15 protein-coding genes are annotated in these 13,019 nt (G+C 62.4%); 6 read left to right on the forward strand and 9 right to left on the reverse strand.

Going from position 1 to position 13,019, the window contains the following annotated elements:
- Positions 1 to 197 precede the first annotated feature (197 nt).
- The 3 genes from A3OO_RS24300 (at position 198) to A3OO_RS22685 (ending at position 2,141) form a co-directional block, all read left to right on the forward strand.
- The gene (locus A3OO_RS24300) at positions 198 to 587 is read left to right on the forward strand and encodes a hypothetical protein (RefSeq protein WP_245257183.1); all 390 of its coding nucleotides are present in this window, start codon (positions 198 to 200) and stop codon (positions 585 to 587) included.
- A 266-nt stretch (positions 588 to 853) separates the two neighbouring features.
- Complete coding sequence (locus A3OO_RS21830) at positions 854 to 1,984, forward strand: DUF2254 domain-containing protein (protein WP_198008830.1); 1,131 nt, start codon at positions 854 to 856, stop codon at positions 1,982 to 1,984.
- Positions 1,929 to 2,141 carry a hypothetical protein gene (locus A3OO_RS22685; protein WP_198008832.1) on the forward strand — a complete coding sequence of 71 codons (213 nt, stop codon included), beginning with the start codon at positions 1,929 to 1,931 and terminating at the stop codon, positions 2,139 to 2,141. The genes A3OO_RS21830 and A3OO_RS22685 overlap by 56 nt, the downstream gene beginning before the upstream one ends.
- Before the next feature lie 4 nt (positions 2,142 to 2,145).
- Here A3OO_RS22685 and A3OO_RS0117315 read toward each other — a convergent pair whose 3' ends face one another.
- Both A3OO_RS0117315 and scpA read right to left on the reverse strand, forming a co-directional pair.
- A complete protein-coding gene (locus A3OO_RS0117315) occupies positions 2,146 to 2,337 on the reverse strand; it encodes a DUF6494 family protein (RefSeq protein WP_018409117.1) in 192 nt (63 codons plus the stop codon).
- 288 nt (positions 2,338 to 2,625) lie between these two features.
- Positions 2,626 to 4,788 (reverse strand): methylmalonyl-CoA mutase, encoded by a 2,163-nt coding sequence (gene scpA / locus A3OO_RS0117320; protein ID WP_018409118.1) that lies wholly within the window; start codon positions 4,786 to 4,788, stop codon positions 2,626 to 2,628.
- A 224-nt stretch (positions 4,789 to 5,012) separates the two neighbouring features.
- Here scpA and A3OO_RS0117325 point away from each other — a divergent pair, with 224 nt between their 5' ends.
- Positions 5,013 to 5,246 (forward strand): hypothetical protein, encoded by a 234-nt coding sequence (locus tag A3OO_RS0117325; protein WP_018409119.1) that lies wholly within the window; start codon positions 5,013 to 5,015, stop codon positions 5,244 to 5,246.
- Positions 5,247 to 5,301: 55 nt separating this feature from the next.
- Here A3OO_RS0117325 and A3OO_RS0117330 read toward each other — a convergent pair whose 3' ends face one another.
- From A3OO_RS0117330 to A3OO_RS0117345, 4 genes are all read right to left on the reverse strand, one after another.
- On the reverse strand, positions 5,302 to 5,757 hold the full coding sequence (locus A3OO_RS0117330) for a phosphate-starvation-inducible protein PsiE (RefSeq protein ID WP_018409120.1): 456 nt from the start codon (positions 5,755 to 5,757) through the stop codon (positions 5,302 to 5,304).
- Positions 5,758 to 5,867: 110 nt separating this feature from the next.
- Positions 5,868 to 6,548, reverse strand: a complete 681-nt coding sequence (locus tag A3OO_RS0117335; RefSeq protein WP_018409121.1) for an MOSC domain-containing protein — start codon at positions 6,546 to 6,548, stop codon at positions 5,868 to 5,870.
- 34 nt (positions 6,549 to 6,582) lie between these two features.
- Complete coding sequence (locus A3OO_RS0117340) at positions 6,583 to 6,927, reverse strand: c-type cytochrome (protein WP_018409122.1); 345 nt, start codon at positions 6,925 to 6,927, stop codon at positions 6,583 to 6,585.
- A 38-nt stretch (positions 6,928 to 6,965) separates the two neighbouring features.
- Positions 6,966 to 7,394, reverse strand: a complete 429-nt coding sequence (locus A3OO_RS0117345; protein WP_018409123.1) for a universal stress protein — start codon at positions 7,392 to 7,394, stop codon at positions 6,966 to 6,968.
- A 213-nt stretch (positions 7,395 to 7,607) separates the two neighbouring features.
- Here A3OO_RS0117345 and A3OO_RS0117350 point away from each other — a divergent pair, with 213 nt between their 5' ends.
- The gene (locus A3OO_RS0117350) at positions 7,608 to 8,564 is read left to right on the forward strand and encodes a glycoside hydrolase family 17 protein (RefSeq protein WP_018409124.1); all 957 of its coding nucleotides are present in this window, start codon (positions 7,608 to 7,610) and stop codon (positions 8,562 to 8,564) included.
- An 84-nt stretch (positions 8,565 to 8,648) separates the two neighbouring features.
- Here A3OO_RS0117350 and A3OO_RS0117355 read toward each other — a convergent pair whose 3' ends face one another.
- The 3 genes from A3OO_RS0117355 to A3OO_RS0117365 all read right to left on the reverse strand — a co-directional run bounded on the left by A3OO_RS0117355 (position 8,649) and on the right by A3OO_RS0117365 (position 10,766).
- Entirely contained in the window at positions 8,649 to 8,840 is a 192-nt protein-coding gene (locus A3OO_RS0117355; protein ID WP_018409125.1) for a hypothetical protein, read from the reverse strand.
- 140 nt (positions 8,841 to 8,980) lie between these two features.
- Entirely contained in the window at positions 8,981 to 9,739 is a 759-nt protein-coding gene (locus tag A3OO_RS0117360; protein ID WP_018409126.1) for a class I SAM-dependent methyltransferase, read from the reverse strand.
- Between the two features lie 10 nt (positions 9,740 to 9,749).
- Positions 9,750 to 10,766, reverse strand: coding sequence for a YheT family hydrolase (locus A3OO_RS0117365; protein ID WP_018409127.1), 1,017 nt, complete (start codon positions 10,764 to 10,766; stop codon positions 9,750 to 9,752).
- A 1,015-nt stretch (positions 10,767 to 11,781) separates the two neighbouring features.
- On the opposite strand from A3OO_RS0117365, the gene recA reads away from it, so the two are divergent.
- Entirely contained in the window at positions 11,782 to 12,855 is a 1,074-nt protein-coding gene (recA, locus tag A3OO_RS0117375; protein WP_018409129.1) for a recombinase RecA, read from the forward strand.
- Positions 12,856 to 13,019 lie beyond the last annotated feature (164 nt).

Below are 13,019 nucleotides of genomic sequence, written 5' to 3' on the forward strand. Positions count from 1 at the left end.
GCAAGCAGCTAGCTTCTGGATAGCGCGATAGAATCCCTGTGATTTTTCCTTGCTCCAGCGTTGAAAGAGCAATCCGCAAGCCGCGGCCTCCGCAGGACAAAGCTCCCCGTCTCAACCTCGCGCCCGGAACAACAGTACTGGTCTCGCGTTAGGCGTGCTCGGGGGGGCTCCTCACACGAGGATCTGGAGATTTTGGAATGAAAAACTCACGCAAGCTTCTTACGACAGCGCTCGCCGCAACTATGCTCGTTGGCGCGTTGTCGGTCGCCACCCCGGCCTCCGCGTGGAGCCGTTGGGGTGGGGGCGGTGGATGGGGCCGCCAGGCTTGGGGCGGCGGCGGATGGGGCCGGGGAGGCTTCGGGTGGAACCGGGGCTATTATGGTCGCGGCGGATACGGTCTCGGATTGGGCTTGGGCGCCGCGGGCTTGGCCACCGGCCTGGCGCTCGGGGCGGCATCGAGTTACCCCTACGGCGGCTCCGGCTATTGGGGCTCTTCCTATCCCGGCTACTATGGCGCAGCTACCCCCGGCTACTATGGCGCGGCCGCTCCTGCCTACGGCTACGGCGGCGGCTGCACGTGCTGGTAGTGACGTGTCGGTGTGATTAAGCTGACGTGGATAAACAACGAGTGCAGCCGCGCGGTGCGCGGTTGCGCGACACGCCAGCATGGCTCATTGGCGCGCGCTCCGACGGTCCGGCATGGCCGTGGACGAGAGGCGGATTAAAAGGCAACCGCCCATCCGGGACGTTTATCGGATCTTTCATCCGGCGGCCCCGCTTGCTGTGGCTTGGCGCCTGCCGCGCGCTATTTTCCCGTCTTAAGCTTCGTTGCGGCGCTTAAGAGGGAATGGGCATGCAAAGCAAGTGGGCCTGGCGGCTGTCCCATTTCTTCCAGCAATTATGGGTGCGGGTCACGCTTTACGCGATCGTGGCCTGCCTCACGGCCTTCGCCGCCTTCCTGTTGCGCACCTATGTGCCGGAATGGATCGACCAGGAGCTCGGCGCCGACGCCCTCGAAAGCGTGCTGACGATACTGGCCTCCTCGATGCTGGCGGTATCGACCTTCTCGCTGGGCATCATGGCGGCCGCGATCGCGAGCGCCGCATCGAGCGCGACGCCGCGCGCAATACAGCTTCTGCTCGAAGATAAGACCTCTCAAAAGGTCATAGCGACCTTTCTCGGCGCATTCATCTTCAGCCTTGTCGGAATCGTCACGCTCAATATGGGAATCTACGGCGGCGCCGGAAGGCTCCTGCTGTTCTTCGTCACGCTTGTCGTGATCGCGCTGATGTTCTGGAATTTCATTCGCTGGGTTGATCTATTGCGTGAATTCGGCCGCATTTCGGACCTTCTGCCGCGGGTGGAGAAGGCCACCGCCGAAGCGCTGAAGGAACGGCTCGAATCGCCATATCTCGGATGCAAGCCTCTGGCCGCGCCGCCGCCCGAGAACGCGACGCCGATTCATGCCGTGCGGCCGGGCTATGTCCTTCACATGGATCTCACAGCCGTGCAGGAAGCGGCGGAAGAGACAGGCGCGACCGTGTGGATAGAAGTGAACCCCGGCTCCTTCGCGCATCGCACCAAGCCCCTGTGTTACGTCGCATGTCCGAACATCGAGCAAGAACGGCTCAAGGAGCTGACGGAGACTCTGCGAGGCGTTTTTTCCGTCGGCGACAATCGAACCTTCGAGCAGGATCCCCGGTTTGGCCTGATCGTGCTCAGCGAAATCGCTTCGCGCGCGCTCTCGCCGGCGATCAATGATCCCGGCACGGCGATCGACGTGCTCACGCGCGGCGCGCGCCTGCTCGCTCTGTGGGAGACCCGCAGCGAAGCGGAAGTGAACTTTCCCAACATCTATCTGCCGCCCCCTCGACATCTGCGACATGTTCGAGGATTTCTTTCGCCCCATCGCGCGCGACGGCGCCGCCTTGGTCGAAGTGCAGATCTGGCTGCAGAAAATACTGCTCGGTCTGGCGCGCGATGATGAAACGACCTTCGGCAAGGCCGCCCTGCGTCAGTCCGCAGACGCCCTGGCGCGCGCCGAGGCGAAATTGACCCTCGAGTCGGAAAAGCAGCAGATACGCGCGCTGGCTGCAAAGATCGATGAGGCCGCTCGCTTCGTCGAGGCGCCGACAATCTGAAGGCTCAGCGAACGTCGATCTCGCTTTCGACGATATGATTGAGCGGCGTGCCTTCCGCCGTCAACGCCATGCGAAGCTTTAAGCGGCCATTATCAGTCTTGTGCTCGCGCACGATGCGCTCGATCTCGCGCTGCGAGGTGACGCCCACCTCCTTGAGAAACTTTCGCACCGCCATGTTGAAAACGTCTTCGTCCATCGCCCGGCTCCCTAGCTTACGTACGAATAGATAGGACACGGAGAGGCGGCGTCATGCATGGAAGGCCCCCACCCGGTTCGCTTCGCGAACCACCCTCCCCACAAGGGGGAGGGATTGGCGCTGCATCAGCGCCGCGCGTAACGGACGGACACGAAATTGCAGTAACTTATCAAGGAAAGACGACTGCCTTCGTGTTCGATCCCTCCCCCTTGCGGGGAGGGTGGCGCGGCTCAAGCCGCGCCGGGTGGGGGCGCCTACCGGCCTTCAATCACCCCTGGAGATACTCGGCTAAACCGCCTTCGCCACTTCGCGCTGCGCAAAGCCCAGACGGATATTCAGCTCATACAGCAACTTCTCCGCCGCCAGCGGAATATTGGTGCCGGGCGGGAAGATCGCCGCCGCGCCGGAATCATACAACGCCTGAAAATCATCGGGCGGGATGACGCCGCCGACGACCATCATGATGTCGCCGCGCCCGGCGCGTCTGAGCGCGTCGCGCAGTTCCGGCGTCAGAGTCAGATGACCGGCGGTCATCGTCGAGACGCCGACGATATGCACGTCGGCTTCCGCCGCTTTCCTGGCGACTTCATCGGGCGTCGCGAAGAGATCGCCGATCACGACGTCGAAGCCCATATCGGCGAAGGCCGAGGCGATGACCTTCTGGCCGCGATCGTGGCCGTCCTGACCCATTTTGGCGACGAGAATGCGCGGTTTGCGCCCGGTGTTGTCCTCAAAGTCGCGCGTCATGCCGATGACGCGGCCAAGATGAACGCTCTCCTTGCCGGCTTCCTTCGCATAGACTCCCGAAATCACATTGGCCTTCGGCTGATGGCGGGAGAATACTTTTTCGAGCGCGAAAGAGATCTCGCCGACGCTGGCCTTCGCCCGCGCCGCCTTGACCGCGAGATCGAGAAGATTAGCGCCCGATGTGGCGCCGTCGGTCAGCGCGTCGAGCGCTGCTTGCGTCTTCGCTTCGTCGCGCTCTTCACGCAACCGCTTGAGCTTATCGAGCTGCGCGGCGCGCACGGCGGCGTTGTCGACCTTGAGCACATTGGGCTTGGCGTCGTTCACGGGCTGATATTTGTTCACGCCCACGACGACCTGCGTTCCGCTGTCGATACGCGCTTGCGTCTTCGCAGCCGCCTCCTCGATGCGCTGCTTGGGCACGCCCGCGGCGATCGCCTTGGCCATGCCGCCGAGCGTCTCGATCTCCTCGATATGCTTCCACGCCCCCTTGGCGAGCTCCGCGGTCAGGCGCTCGACATAATAAGAGCCGCCCCAGGGATCGATGATCCGCGTCGTGCCGCTCTCCTCCTGCAGCACGATCTGCGTGTTGCGCGCGATGCGGGCGGAAAAGTCGGTCGGCAGCGCGAGCGCCTCGTCGAGCGCATTGGTGTGCAGCGACTGCGTATGCCCTTGAGTCGCCGCCATCGCCTCGACGCAGGTGCGGATCGCGTTGACGTAAACGTCCTGCGCCGTCAGCGACCAGCCGGAGGTCTGGCAGTGCGTGCGCAGGGTCATGCTCTTTTCGGACTTGGCCCCCAAATCCTTCATCAGCCGCGCCCAGAGCAGGCGCGCGGCGCGCAGCTTCGCGACCTCCATGAAGAAATTCATGCCGATGGCGAAGAAGAAGGAAAGACGCGGCGCAAAGGCGTCGATGTCGAGGCCGGCCGCGACGCCGGCGCGCACATATTCGACGCCGTCGGCGAGCGTGTAGCCCAATTCGAGATCGGCCGAAGCGCCGGCCTCCTGCATGTGATAGCCGGAGATCGAGATCGAGTTGAACTTCGGCATATGCTTGGAGGTATAAGCGAAGATATCCGACACGATGCGCATCGAAGGATCGGGCGGGTAGATGTAGGTGTTGCGCACCATGAATTCTTTGAGGATGTCGTTCTGGATCGTGCCGGTCAGCTTTTCGGCGGGCACGCCCTGCTCTTCCGCCGCGACGATGAAGAGCGCGAGAACGGGCAGCACCGCGCCGTTCATGGTCATCGACACGGACATCTGATCGAGCGGAATGCCGTCGAACAGCGTGCGCATGTCATAGATCGAGTCGATCGCGACGCCCGCCATGCCGACGTCGCCCATCACGCGCGGATGGTCGGAATCATAGCCGCGATGGGTCGCGAGATCGAAGGCGACGGAGAGGCCCTTCTGTCCGGCGGCGAGGTTGCGCCGGTAGAAGGCGTTCGAGTCCTCGGCGGTGGAGAAGCCCGCATATTGGCGGATCGTCCAGGGCTGGGCGACATACATCGTCGGATAGGGTCCGCGCACGTAAGGGGCGACGCCCGGATAGCCGTCGACGAAGGCGAGGCCCTCGATATCCTCGGGGCCATAGGCATTCTTCACCTCGATCCCTTCCGGCGTCAGCCAGCGGCGGGGCTTTGCCTCCTGCTCGGGCGCGACGGGCGCAAAGGGAATTGATGCAAAGTTCGGTATCGCGGACATTCTTTCCTCGGCTATTTTGCCGTTTTCTCTTAGACTAGAGCGGCCTGTCTCGCAAAGCCGTGGCCGCAAAGGGCAGAGCGCGGCGTTTTGAAGCGCTGCGGTCAGCCGCCGCTCGGCTCGCCGCCCCTTCCTCGCCGCCCCCTTGCCCTGATCGCGGCAGGCGGGTCACAATCCCACTCCCGACCGATCGCCTTCGTCTCCAACCCCAACCCAGGAAAAACTACATGCGCCATTCCGTATGCCTGTTGCTGATCGCCCTCTTCGCCAGCGTCGCGCCCGTGCAGGCCATGGCGGCAAGCGATATTCCCGACGACGTGAAGGTAAGATGCAAGGCCGATTATTCGAGGCTGTGCAGCGGCGTCATGCCTGGCGGCGGGCGCGTCCTCGCCTGTTTTCAGGCGCATAAGGGCGAAGTCTCGCCGGATTGCGCCGATGCGCTCTCGCAAATGAAGAAATAACGCATCGTCTCCCGCGCTTCCGCCGCTACGGCGGGGGCGCGCCTCAGGGGCGCGTTCAGCCGTCCATTCCGTCCGACGCCTTGGAGGGAAATCGCGCCGAGGCGTAGCGGATCGTGAGGACGGCGAGCGAGAGAATGAGCGTCGCGCCCGCGAGGATCAGTATGCCGACGTCGGGGAGAGATTCCGTCTGCACATAGCCGATCATGTGGCGGGTGAGCGCGGTGATGCCGACATAGAGGAGGAAGCGCACCGGCATGTGGTTGGTGCGGAAATAGATGCCGACCATCGAGCCGATCTCGAGATAGATAAAGAGCAGCAACAAATCTTCGATCGAAGCGTGACCCTTCGTCGACATTTCGAGAAACGCTTTCGCCGCCGCCCAGACCGTCGCGCCGCCGATCGCGAACAGTCCCAGAAGGTGGAAGAGTTCGGTGAGCAGGTAGCCGATCGGATCCATCAGATCCAGCAATCGACGCACCGCCGGATGTTGCTTCCTGTCCAAGTCTTTCATCGCCCGCCTACAAGCTATGTGCAGCGCCCAGCATGGTCGAAGGCCGCAGCGTCAACGTCGCGCATGGCGCCGCCGCGCGCAAACGACCTTGTCGCCAAAGCGCCTTACGCTTAACCTCCGAGCCGCCGCCTCCAGTCTTCGACCTTGCGGCTTTCGATTCGCCTGCGCGCGAGCGCCCGCCAGCTTTCCGCCAGCTCCGGCAGTGCGGCCATTTCAGAAAGTTCGTCGAAGGCGCGCGGACGCACGTAGAGCAAGGCGAAAAGCCGGGCGAGCGGCCAATCGGCACGCGGCCGCTCCATGAGCCGCAGCGAGTCGCCCGGCTGCGCCGCGCCCGTTTCGAGAACGCGGTAATACCAGCCGCAGCGCATCGTCTCCTGCATGCGCCGCGCCATGTCGCGCCGGCCAAAGCGAAAATTGAGGGTCAAGCAGGGCTGTCGTCCCTGGCTCACTTGCAGGCGCGCGCCCCCGAGCGCGAAGACGTCGCCGACGCAGACCTCGGCTTCGGTGAGCCCGAGCGTTGAGATGTTCTCGCCAAAGGCGGCGGGACGCCATTCTTGCGCAAGTTCCGGCACATCCGCGCGCCAGGCGTCGTAATACTCGCGCGGATAGTGGTGCAGCGCTTTCTCGACGCCGCCATGATAACGCCGATCCGCCTGCCGATCGCCGACGAGCCCTTCCGCCTCGATGCGCCAGGGCGGCTCAAGCGGCTCCTTGCAGATCGCGCTTTTGCGGCCGGGGGCGATCTCGCGGGGGCGCCCCGCGTAGAGCGTGTCGATTGGGAGTTCAACCATCGCGATTCATTCCCGCGCCAGCGGTCGCGCAGGTCTACCTCTGGACGGAGTTGAGATAGGCGAGCAGCGCTTCGATCTGCGCGGCGCTAAGCCGGAACTGCGGCATCTCGACGCCTTCATGGCCGACGACGATGCCCTCGGCGAGCGCCTCTTCGAGATTGTGCAGCGGATATTTTCGCGCGAGATCGCGAAACGCCGGCGACCTGGGATTGGCGCTCTGGCCGCGCGGGCCGACCGCATGGCAGCGGCCGCAATTTTCTTGCGCGATCGCCCGTCCGCGCTTCAGCAATTGAGCGTCGACAGGCGCTTTCGCCGCGGCGGCACCGGCGGCGAGCAAAAGGCAGGTCGTAATCGCCAGGGGCGCGAATCGGAACATCATTGAAGTCTAGCCGCGCGCCCCGAGCCTGTCACCGCGCCCTATTTGCGCACGATAAGCACCGAACATTTGGCGTGACGCACGATGGTCTTGGCGTTGGAGCCCAAGAGATAGGTCGCCATCGTCGGACGATGCGAACCGACCACGATAAGGTCCGCGCCCCATTCCTCGGCTTCGGCGAGCACTTCCGGGTAGACGGCGCCGAAGCGCACGATCGAGGAGACGCGCTCCGCCGGATAGGCGATCTTGCCACGCAGCACGGCGAGGTCCTTTTCGGTCGCCTCGCGCATCTCCTCGTCGAAATTGGGCGGAATATAGTCGATGAAGGCCACCGGAACGAGCGGCTGAACATTGACGAGCCGAAGCTCGGCCTCATGCTCCACTTTTGCGAGCGCCACCGCGGCGTCGAGCGCGAGCTGCGTGACCTCGTCCTCGCCGATCTCCACCGCCACCAGAATTTTCTTATACATCCCCGCCTCCCGATGCGCGCGGCGTCGACGCCGACTCGCTCCTTCATAGCGCGGCTGGCGCCGCCGAGCCACTGCGCCGCATCCGACGAGGTCAAACCCAGACGCGCCACAAAAATTCTAGTTGAAAAGTCGGATTGTCACGACTCTTACGTTTTAAAAACCTCAAAGGAAGTTAAGTTCGCTCGTCTTTTAAGAGAGATCTTGGAGGAATTTATGAAGACTTGGATTCGCAGCGCCCTCGTGGCGTCTATTTTCGCGTCGTCCCACGCCTATGCCGCCGACAACGGCATAAATTACGACCCTGCGCACAGCGGCGCTTACGTAGCGGCGCAGAAGGCAAATGACGTCGCGACGATGAAGAAGGTCGTCAGCGACGATCTCACCCAGATCAGGACGCTGGGCTTTTCGCGCGTCAAGACATTCTACTCGACCTATTGCACGATCAACGGGCAGCAATGCGTAAGCATCGCTGAGCTGGCGTCGGCGAGAAACATGCGCCTGATGCTCGGCGTTTTCGAATTTCCCGATCATCCCGACTGGACGCAGTCGCAGATTAGCGCCGCCGTCGACGCTAATTTCCGTTACCCCGGAACGGTCGTCGCGATCGTCGTCGGCAATGAAGACATGTTCGATTGGCAAGGGAATCCGCAGCCGGCGATGCAGCAGCGAATCGTGGCCGACATGAACACGCTCAGGAGTAAGACCAACAACAAGGTTGTGGTGACGACGGCGCAACGCGCGCCGGATTGGACTCGCCTCGCCGCCAGCGATCCTCAAAAAGTGTTACAGAACGTTCCCGTCATCGGCGCGAATATCTATCCGTTCTGGGGCGGCTCGCCCGAGAAGGTCAACGGCAGGAGCGTCGCAAACGACATTCAGGCCACTGTTACGGACTTAGCGAGCAAAACCACGAAGCCGGTCATCGTCACCGAGGAAGGCTGGCCGAGCTGTGGAAACAACGCCGGCATGAAGGACATGAACATCGAGTCGGAAATTGATTATTTCAGCACGTGGAAAACGCGCCAGCAGAATTTCGACAGTTATTATTTCGCCGCTTACGACAAACAATCCGGCGGCGGCTGTCCGAACAACGACGACGCCGACAGGCACTTCGGCTTGTGCAGCGAATCCGGCTTAACGAAAGACGCCCGGCTGATGAAGTGCAAATAGCGGCGCTTCGGCGCCCGCCAAAGCGCGATGGCGATGCTTCGTCGCGGGGACGACACCGTCCCCCGACAGCTGACGAATCGAAACCTATTCGACCGCTTCGGCTTTGACGAAATTCCACGACGCCGTGTCGACGATCCTGTTTTCGCGGCTCTCATGACTGAGCTTGGCGCAGGTGCCTTCGACCGCTGTGACGGTCCACAGATCGATCTCTTCGTCCCAGGCGCCTTCGCAATTCACAAGCGTCGTGACTTTATAAATTTTGCCGGCCTCAAGCATATTGCTGTCCTTTGCTGAATGATCCCCTTGGGAGATACGGCATTGGCTCAACGCGACGACTCTTCATCGTCGCCAAGAAACGGGCAAAATTAGGGAAAGCTGCGGGCGACACGTAGGATAGCGTTCGCCAATTCTTAAGTTTACGGTGTGTTAACGCCGCAGCGCATGTAAAGCGGGACGGATAACGGCAGATCCGGAGGATGCGCGCGCCAGGCCTCCTCCAACTCGCGATCGACGAGCGCCAGCGGATCGCGGCCATAATGCAGTCTGTATTTCTCGACCGCGGACCAGGTCTTGAGAAAGCTCACGAACTCGCTTTTCGATCGGGCGATGGGCGTCTGAAACAGCGGGCAATCGATCTCCTTGAACGGGAACGGCAGGGTCTTGTAGCGATTGAAATAGAGCGCCGAATTCTCCGCCCAAAAGGGGCCGAGAATATCCTCCTTCAGCCGGCGCAGGATCGAATCGAGCGGCTCGACCTGCGTTCCCGGCCAGTCATAGGTCCATGCCGCGATGATCCCCTCGGGGCGCAAGGCGCGCCGCGCGTTTGCGTAAAATTTCGGCAGGTCGAACCAGTGGATCGAACAGGCGCAGGCGATGAGATCGACCTCGCCGCGCAGGCCGAGATCATCTTCCGCGCGCGCCAGACGATAATCGACGTTGGGCTCCTTTGGCGCGAGCGCCAGCTGCCGGGGATCCGGATCCGTCGCGAGCACGCGCGTGAAATGGCGCGACAGTCCGAGCGCCGCCTGCCCGCTCCCCGCGCCGCAATCCCAGGCGAGACGATCCTGTTTCGCGACGCTTGCGAGCCACGCGAAAAGCGCGTCGGGATAATGCGGGCGAAAGGCGCGATAGTCGCCGGCGTTGTCGCCGAACACCATCGTCTGGCGTGCATTCATTGCGGCGGCCTCACTTCGTCTCGAAGGTGGCTTGCGGGCCGAGACCCTTTTGCGTCAGCCACTGCGCCGCGGCGCGATCATGCCAGGGTGTCAGGCTGCCGACGCCATGGAAGCCCATGTGTCCCCCGCCTTGCGTCAGCGCCGTCTCGATCATCGGCAGAGTCGACCAGTCGATCGCTGTGTAACTCTCTGCCGGCACCCAGGGGTCGTCGAGCGCGTGCAGGATCAGCGTCGGCAGCCTCGCGCCGGCGAGGAAATTCTTCGCGGCGTTGGATTCATAATAGTCCGGCGCGCCCCGATAGCCGAAATGCGGCGCGACGAAACGATCGTCGAATTCGTAAAGCGTGCGGGCGCCGGCGATCGCGGCGCGCTCCGCGGCGGTGAGCGCGGCGCTCGGCGCCAGCGCTTCGCGTTTCATCTCATCGAGCATGTAGCGATGATAGACGAAGTTGCGCGGCGCCATCAGCCGGGCGCAGGACGCGGCGAGGTCGATCGGCGTCGATACGGCGACGGCGGCGAGAACCGGCAGCTGATGGCCGCCCTCGCCCACAAATTTCAGCACGAGATTGCCGCCGAGCGAATTGCCGATGAGCACAACGCCACGACTGAGGAGCGCCGCCGGCAGGCCGCGCAACGCCGCGACGAGATCCTCGGTCTTGCCGGCGTGGTAGCGCCCGCCGGAGGTGGCGCGCGAGGGCGCGGCGCCGCGCAGATTGAGGCGCAGCACCGGCCAGCCTTGGCTCACGAGATAGCGCGCCGTGGCCATTCCATGCCGGCTGGATTCGGAGCCGGCGAGCCCATGCGTCAGAACGATGAGCGGCGCGTTCGTTTCCGCAGCCGGCCGATCGAGCCGCGCGGCGAGACGGTCGCCATCCGGCATGGCGAGCAGCAGCCGCTCGCCGCCGACAAGCTCCGGCGGTCCGCCGATGATGATGTTGCGCAACGTCTGCAGATCGCCGCCGAGCCACGGCGCCCGCTCGCGGAAGGGAGGAAGCGAGGGCGAGTAGGTGGTGGGTTCGAGGAGCATAACGTTTAACTTGAGCTTCTAATAACCTTCTCCGCGCCACGCGGCATCTGTCTTCGAAGCGTCCTGGGGGGCGGTGGATAGCGCGTTGCATGTCCGCTAATTCTCGTCTTTACCCTCATTCTTTTCAGACGATCTCTCCCAAATTGTCCAAACTTCGATCTAGTTCCCAAGCTATTTGTCGCATCGACACTAGCTCAACCCCAAGCAGCGGCTCGACCGATCGCTCCCCGACCTGAAAGCGCCAGATTGGTTCATTTAGAACAGCAACGTAGCTCGGGTCTTCGATCCGAGTGTCGAAATGAGCGCCGCCTTCCTTATTTCTTAAATTAAATACAAGGCGCTTCCGAGTTAAGCTTTGCGATCCAATGCGAATTATAACATCCTTCTCCCACCATTCGTGGAATTGCAGCCAGCGATGGCATTCTGGCAGCGAATCTAAACGAGGAATAAATCGCGCGCCATTGTTCGTGGTGATTACGGACGCCAATAAATGTTCAGAGGCCAGATTTCGTGGATTTGTCTTCCTATTGGAACATAAAAATCTCGTTGACCCCCGAACACCGATACGAGTGAGCAGCGACTGATCCCTTTTCGAAGCGTCGTGGACGATAACGAAAACCGAAGCCGCCAAGCGTCCTGCTTCCCATAAATGCCCATCATCGAACGACGCACACGATCTTGCGATGGCGGACCTTTGATTCCCCAAAGCTTCGATGAGACTAGATCTCGGCCTAACAATTGGCACGCTAAACCTACTGCCAGCGTTGCGAGCAACGCGCAATCTGGAATTCGATCATCTCGTTATTCCGAACCTGGGAGTCGCAAAACAGTATCTGTTCGTCCCTACCTGCAAAGTGCAATTCGAACAAAAAAAGAACTTGGCAAAAAGAACAAATCATGCACACTGGAGGTCAGGGTCAAGCGCGCCGTCCCCTTCTCGCCTTGGCGCGTTTGGCCCCGCCCCTCGCAGCCGCATTGCCGCGCCTAGCCAACCGTGTCAGAAGGAATTTCAGCCGTGAGCCAAGCCAATCTCCGCCTCGTGGAAGGGACGTCCGTGGACAAGACCAAGGCGCTCGACGCCGCTCTGTCGCAGATTGAGCGCGCCTTCGGCAAAGGCTCGATCATGCGGCTTGGCAAGAACCAGAAGGCCGTCGAGATCGAGACGATTTCGACAGGCTCGCTGGGGCTCGACATCGCGCTGGGCGTCGGCGGCCTGCCGCGCGGCCGCGTCGTTGAAATTTACGGGCCGGAATCCTCCGGCAAGACCACCCTCACCCTGCATGTCATCGCCGAGGCGCAGAAATTGGGCGGCGTCTGCGCCTTCGTCGACGCGGAACATGCGCTGGACCCCATCTACGCCCGCAAGCTCGGCGTCAATCTCGAAGATCTCCTGATTTCGCAGCCCGACACCGGCGAGCAGGCGTTAGAGATCACCGACACGCTGGTGCGCTCGGGCGCCGTCGACGTGCTCGTCGTCGATTCGGTGGCGGCGCTGACGCCCCGCGCCGAAATCGAGGGCGAGATGGGCGACGTGCAGCCCGGCCTGCAGGCGCGGCTGATGAGCCAGGCGCTGCGCAAGCTCACCGCCTCGATCGCCCGCTCCAACACGCTCGTCATCTTCATCAATCAGATCCGCATGAAGATCGGCGTGATGTACGGTTCGCCCGAAACGACGACCGGCGGCAATGCGCTGAAATTCTACGCCTCGGTGCGGCTCGACATCCGCCGCATCGGCGCGATCAAGGACCGCGACGAGACGACGGGCAACCAGACCCGCGTCAAAGTGGTCAAGAACAAGGTGGCGCCGCCGTTCAAACAGGTCGAGTTCGACATCATGTATGGCGAAGGCGTCTCCAAATTCGGCGAATTGATCGATCTTGGCGTCAAGGCGGGCGTCGTCGAGAAGTCGGGCGCCTGGTTCTCCTACGACAGCCAGAGGCTCGGCCAGGGCCGCGAGAACGCCAAGAGCTTTTTGAAGCAAAATCCCGAGGCCGCGCAGCGCATCGAACAGGCGATCCGCGAGAACGCCGGGCTGATCGCCGAGCGTATTCTTGACGCGCCGGACGATAACGAGGCGGGCGAGGCCTAACCGGCTCACGCGTCGCATTTAGTCGCCAAGGCTTGAGGCGCTGCGCGCGCTGGTGATTTGGAACTGGCGAAGGGGCCTGGCGGTCCCCTCGCCATTGCCGTTTCCCCCCGAAACTGTCATATCGCGCAGGACGAAGCGCGCGACGGCGCCGCCTGCCGCAGCCT

Source organism: Methylocystis rosea SV97, assembly GCF_000372845.1.
Classification (GTDB): Bacteria; Pseudomonadota; Alphaproteobacteria; order Rhizobiales; family Beijerinckiaceae; genus Methylocystis; species Methylocystis rosea.

What these genes read in the sequence shown, in the direction of transcription:
- A3OO_RS0117325 (WP_018409119.1), top strand. Translation starts at nt 5,013, where the DNA reads ATGCGCCATTCCGTATGCCTGTTGCTGATCGCCCTCTTCGCCAGCGTC.
- A3OO_RS0117360 (WP_018409126.1), bottom strand. Translation starts at nt 9,739, where the DNA reads ATGAATGCACGCCAGACGATGGTGTTCGGCGACAACGCCGGCGACTAT.
- A3OO_RS0117330 (WP_018409120.1), bottom strand. Translation starts at nt 5,757, where the DNA reads ATGAAAGACTTGGACAGGAAGCAACATCCGGCGGTGCGTCGATTGCTG.
- scpA (WP_018409118.1), bottom strand. Translation starts at nt 4,788, where the DNA reads ATGTCCGCGATACCGAACTTTGCATCAATTCCCTTTGCGCCCGTCGCG.
- A3OO_RS0117365 (WP_018409127.1), bottom strand. Translation starts at nt 10,766, where the DNA reads ATGCTCCTCGAACCCACCACCTACTCGCCCTCGCTTCCTCCCTTCCGC.
- A3OO_RS0117345 (WP_018409123.1), bottom strand. Translation starts at nt 7,394, where the DNA reads ATGTATAAGAAAATTCTGGTGGCGGTGGAGATCGGCGAGGACGAGGTC.
- A3OO_RS0117355 (WP_018409125.1), bottom strand. Translation starts at nt 8,840, where the DNA reads ATGCTTGAGGCCGGCAAAATTTATAAAGTCACGACGCTTGTGAATTGC.
- A3OO_RS21830 (WP_198008830.1), top strand. Translation starts at nt 854, where the DNA reads ATGCAAAGCAAGTGGGCCTGGCGGCTGTCCCATTTCTTCCAGCAATTA.
- A3OO_RS0117350 (WP_018409124.1), top strand. Translation starts at nt 7,608, where the DNA reads ATGAAGACTTGGATTCGCAGCGCCCTCGTGGCGTCTATTTTCGCGTCG.
- A3OO_RS24300 (WP_245257183.1), top strand. Translation starts at nt 198, where the DNA reads ATGAAAAACTCACGCAAGCTTCTTACGACAGCGCTCGCCGCAACTATG.
- A3OO_RS0117315 (WP_018409117.1), bottom strand. Translation starts at nt 2,337, where the DNA reads ATGGACGAAGACGTTTTCAACATGGCGGTGCGAAAGTTTCTCAAGGAG.
- A3OO_RS0117340 (WP_018409122.1), bottom strand. Translation starts at nt 6,927, where the DNA reads ATGATGTTCCGATTCGCGCCCCTGGCGATTACGACCTGCCTTTTGCTC.
- A3OO_RS0117335 (WP_018409121.1), bottom strand. Translation starts at nt 6,548, where the DNA reads ATGGTTGAACTCCCAATCGACACGCTCTACGCGGGGCGCCCCCGCGAG.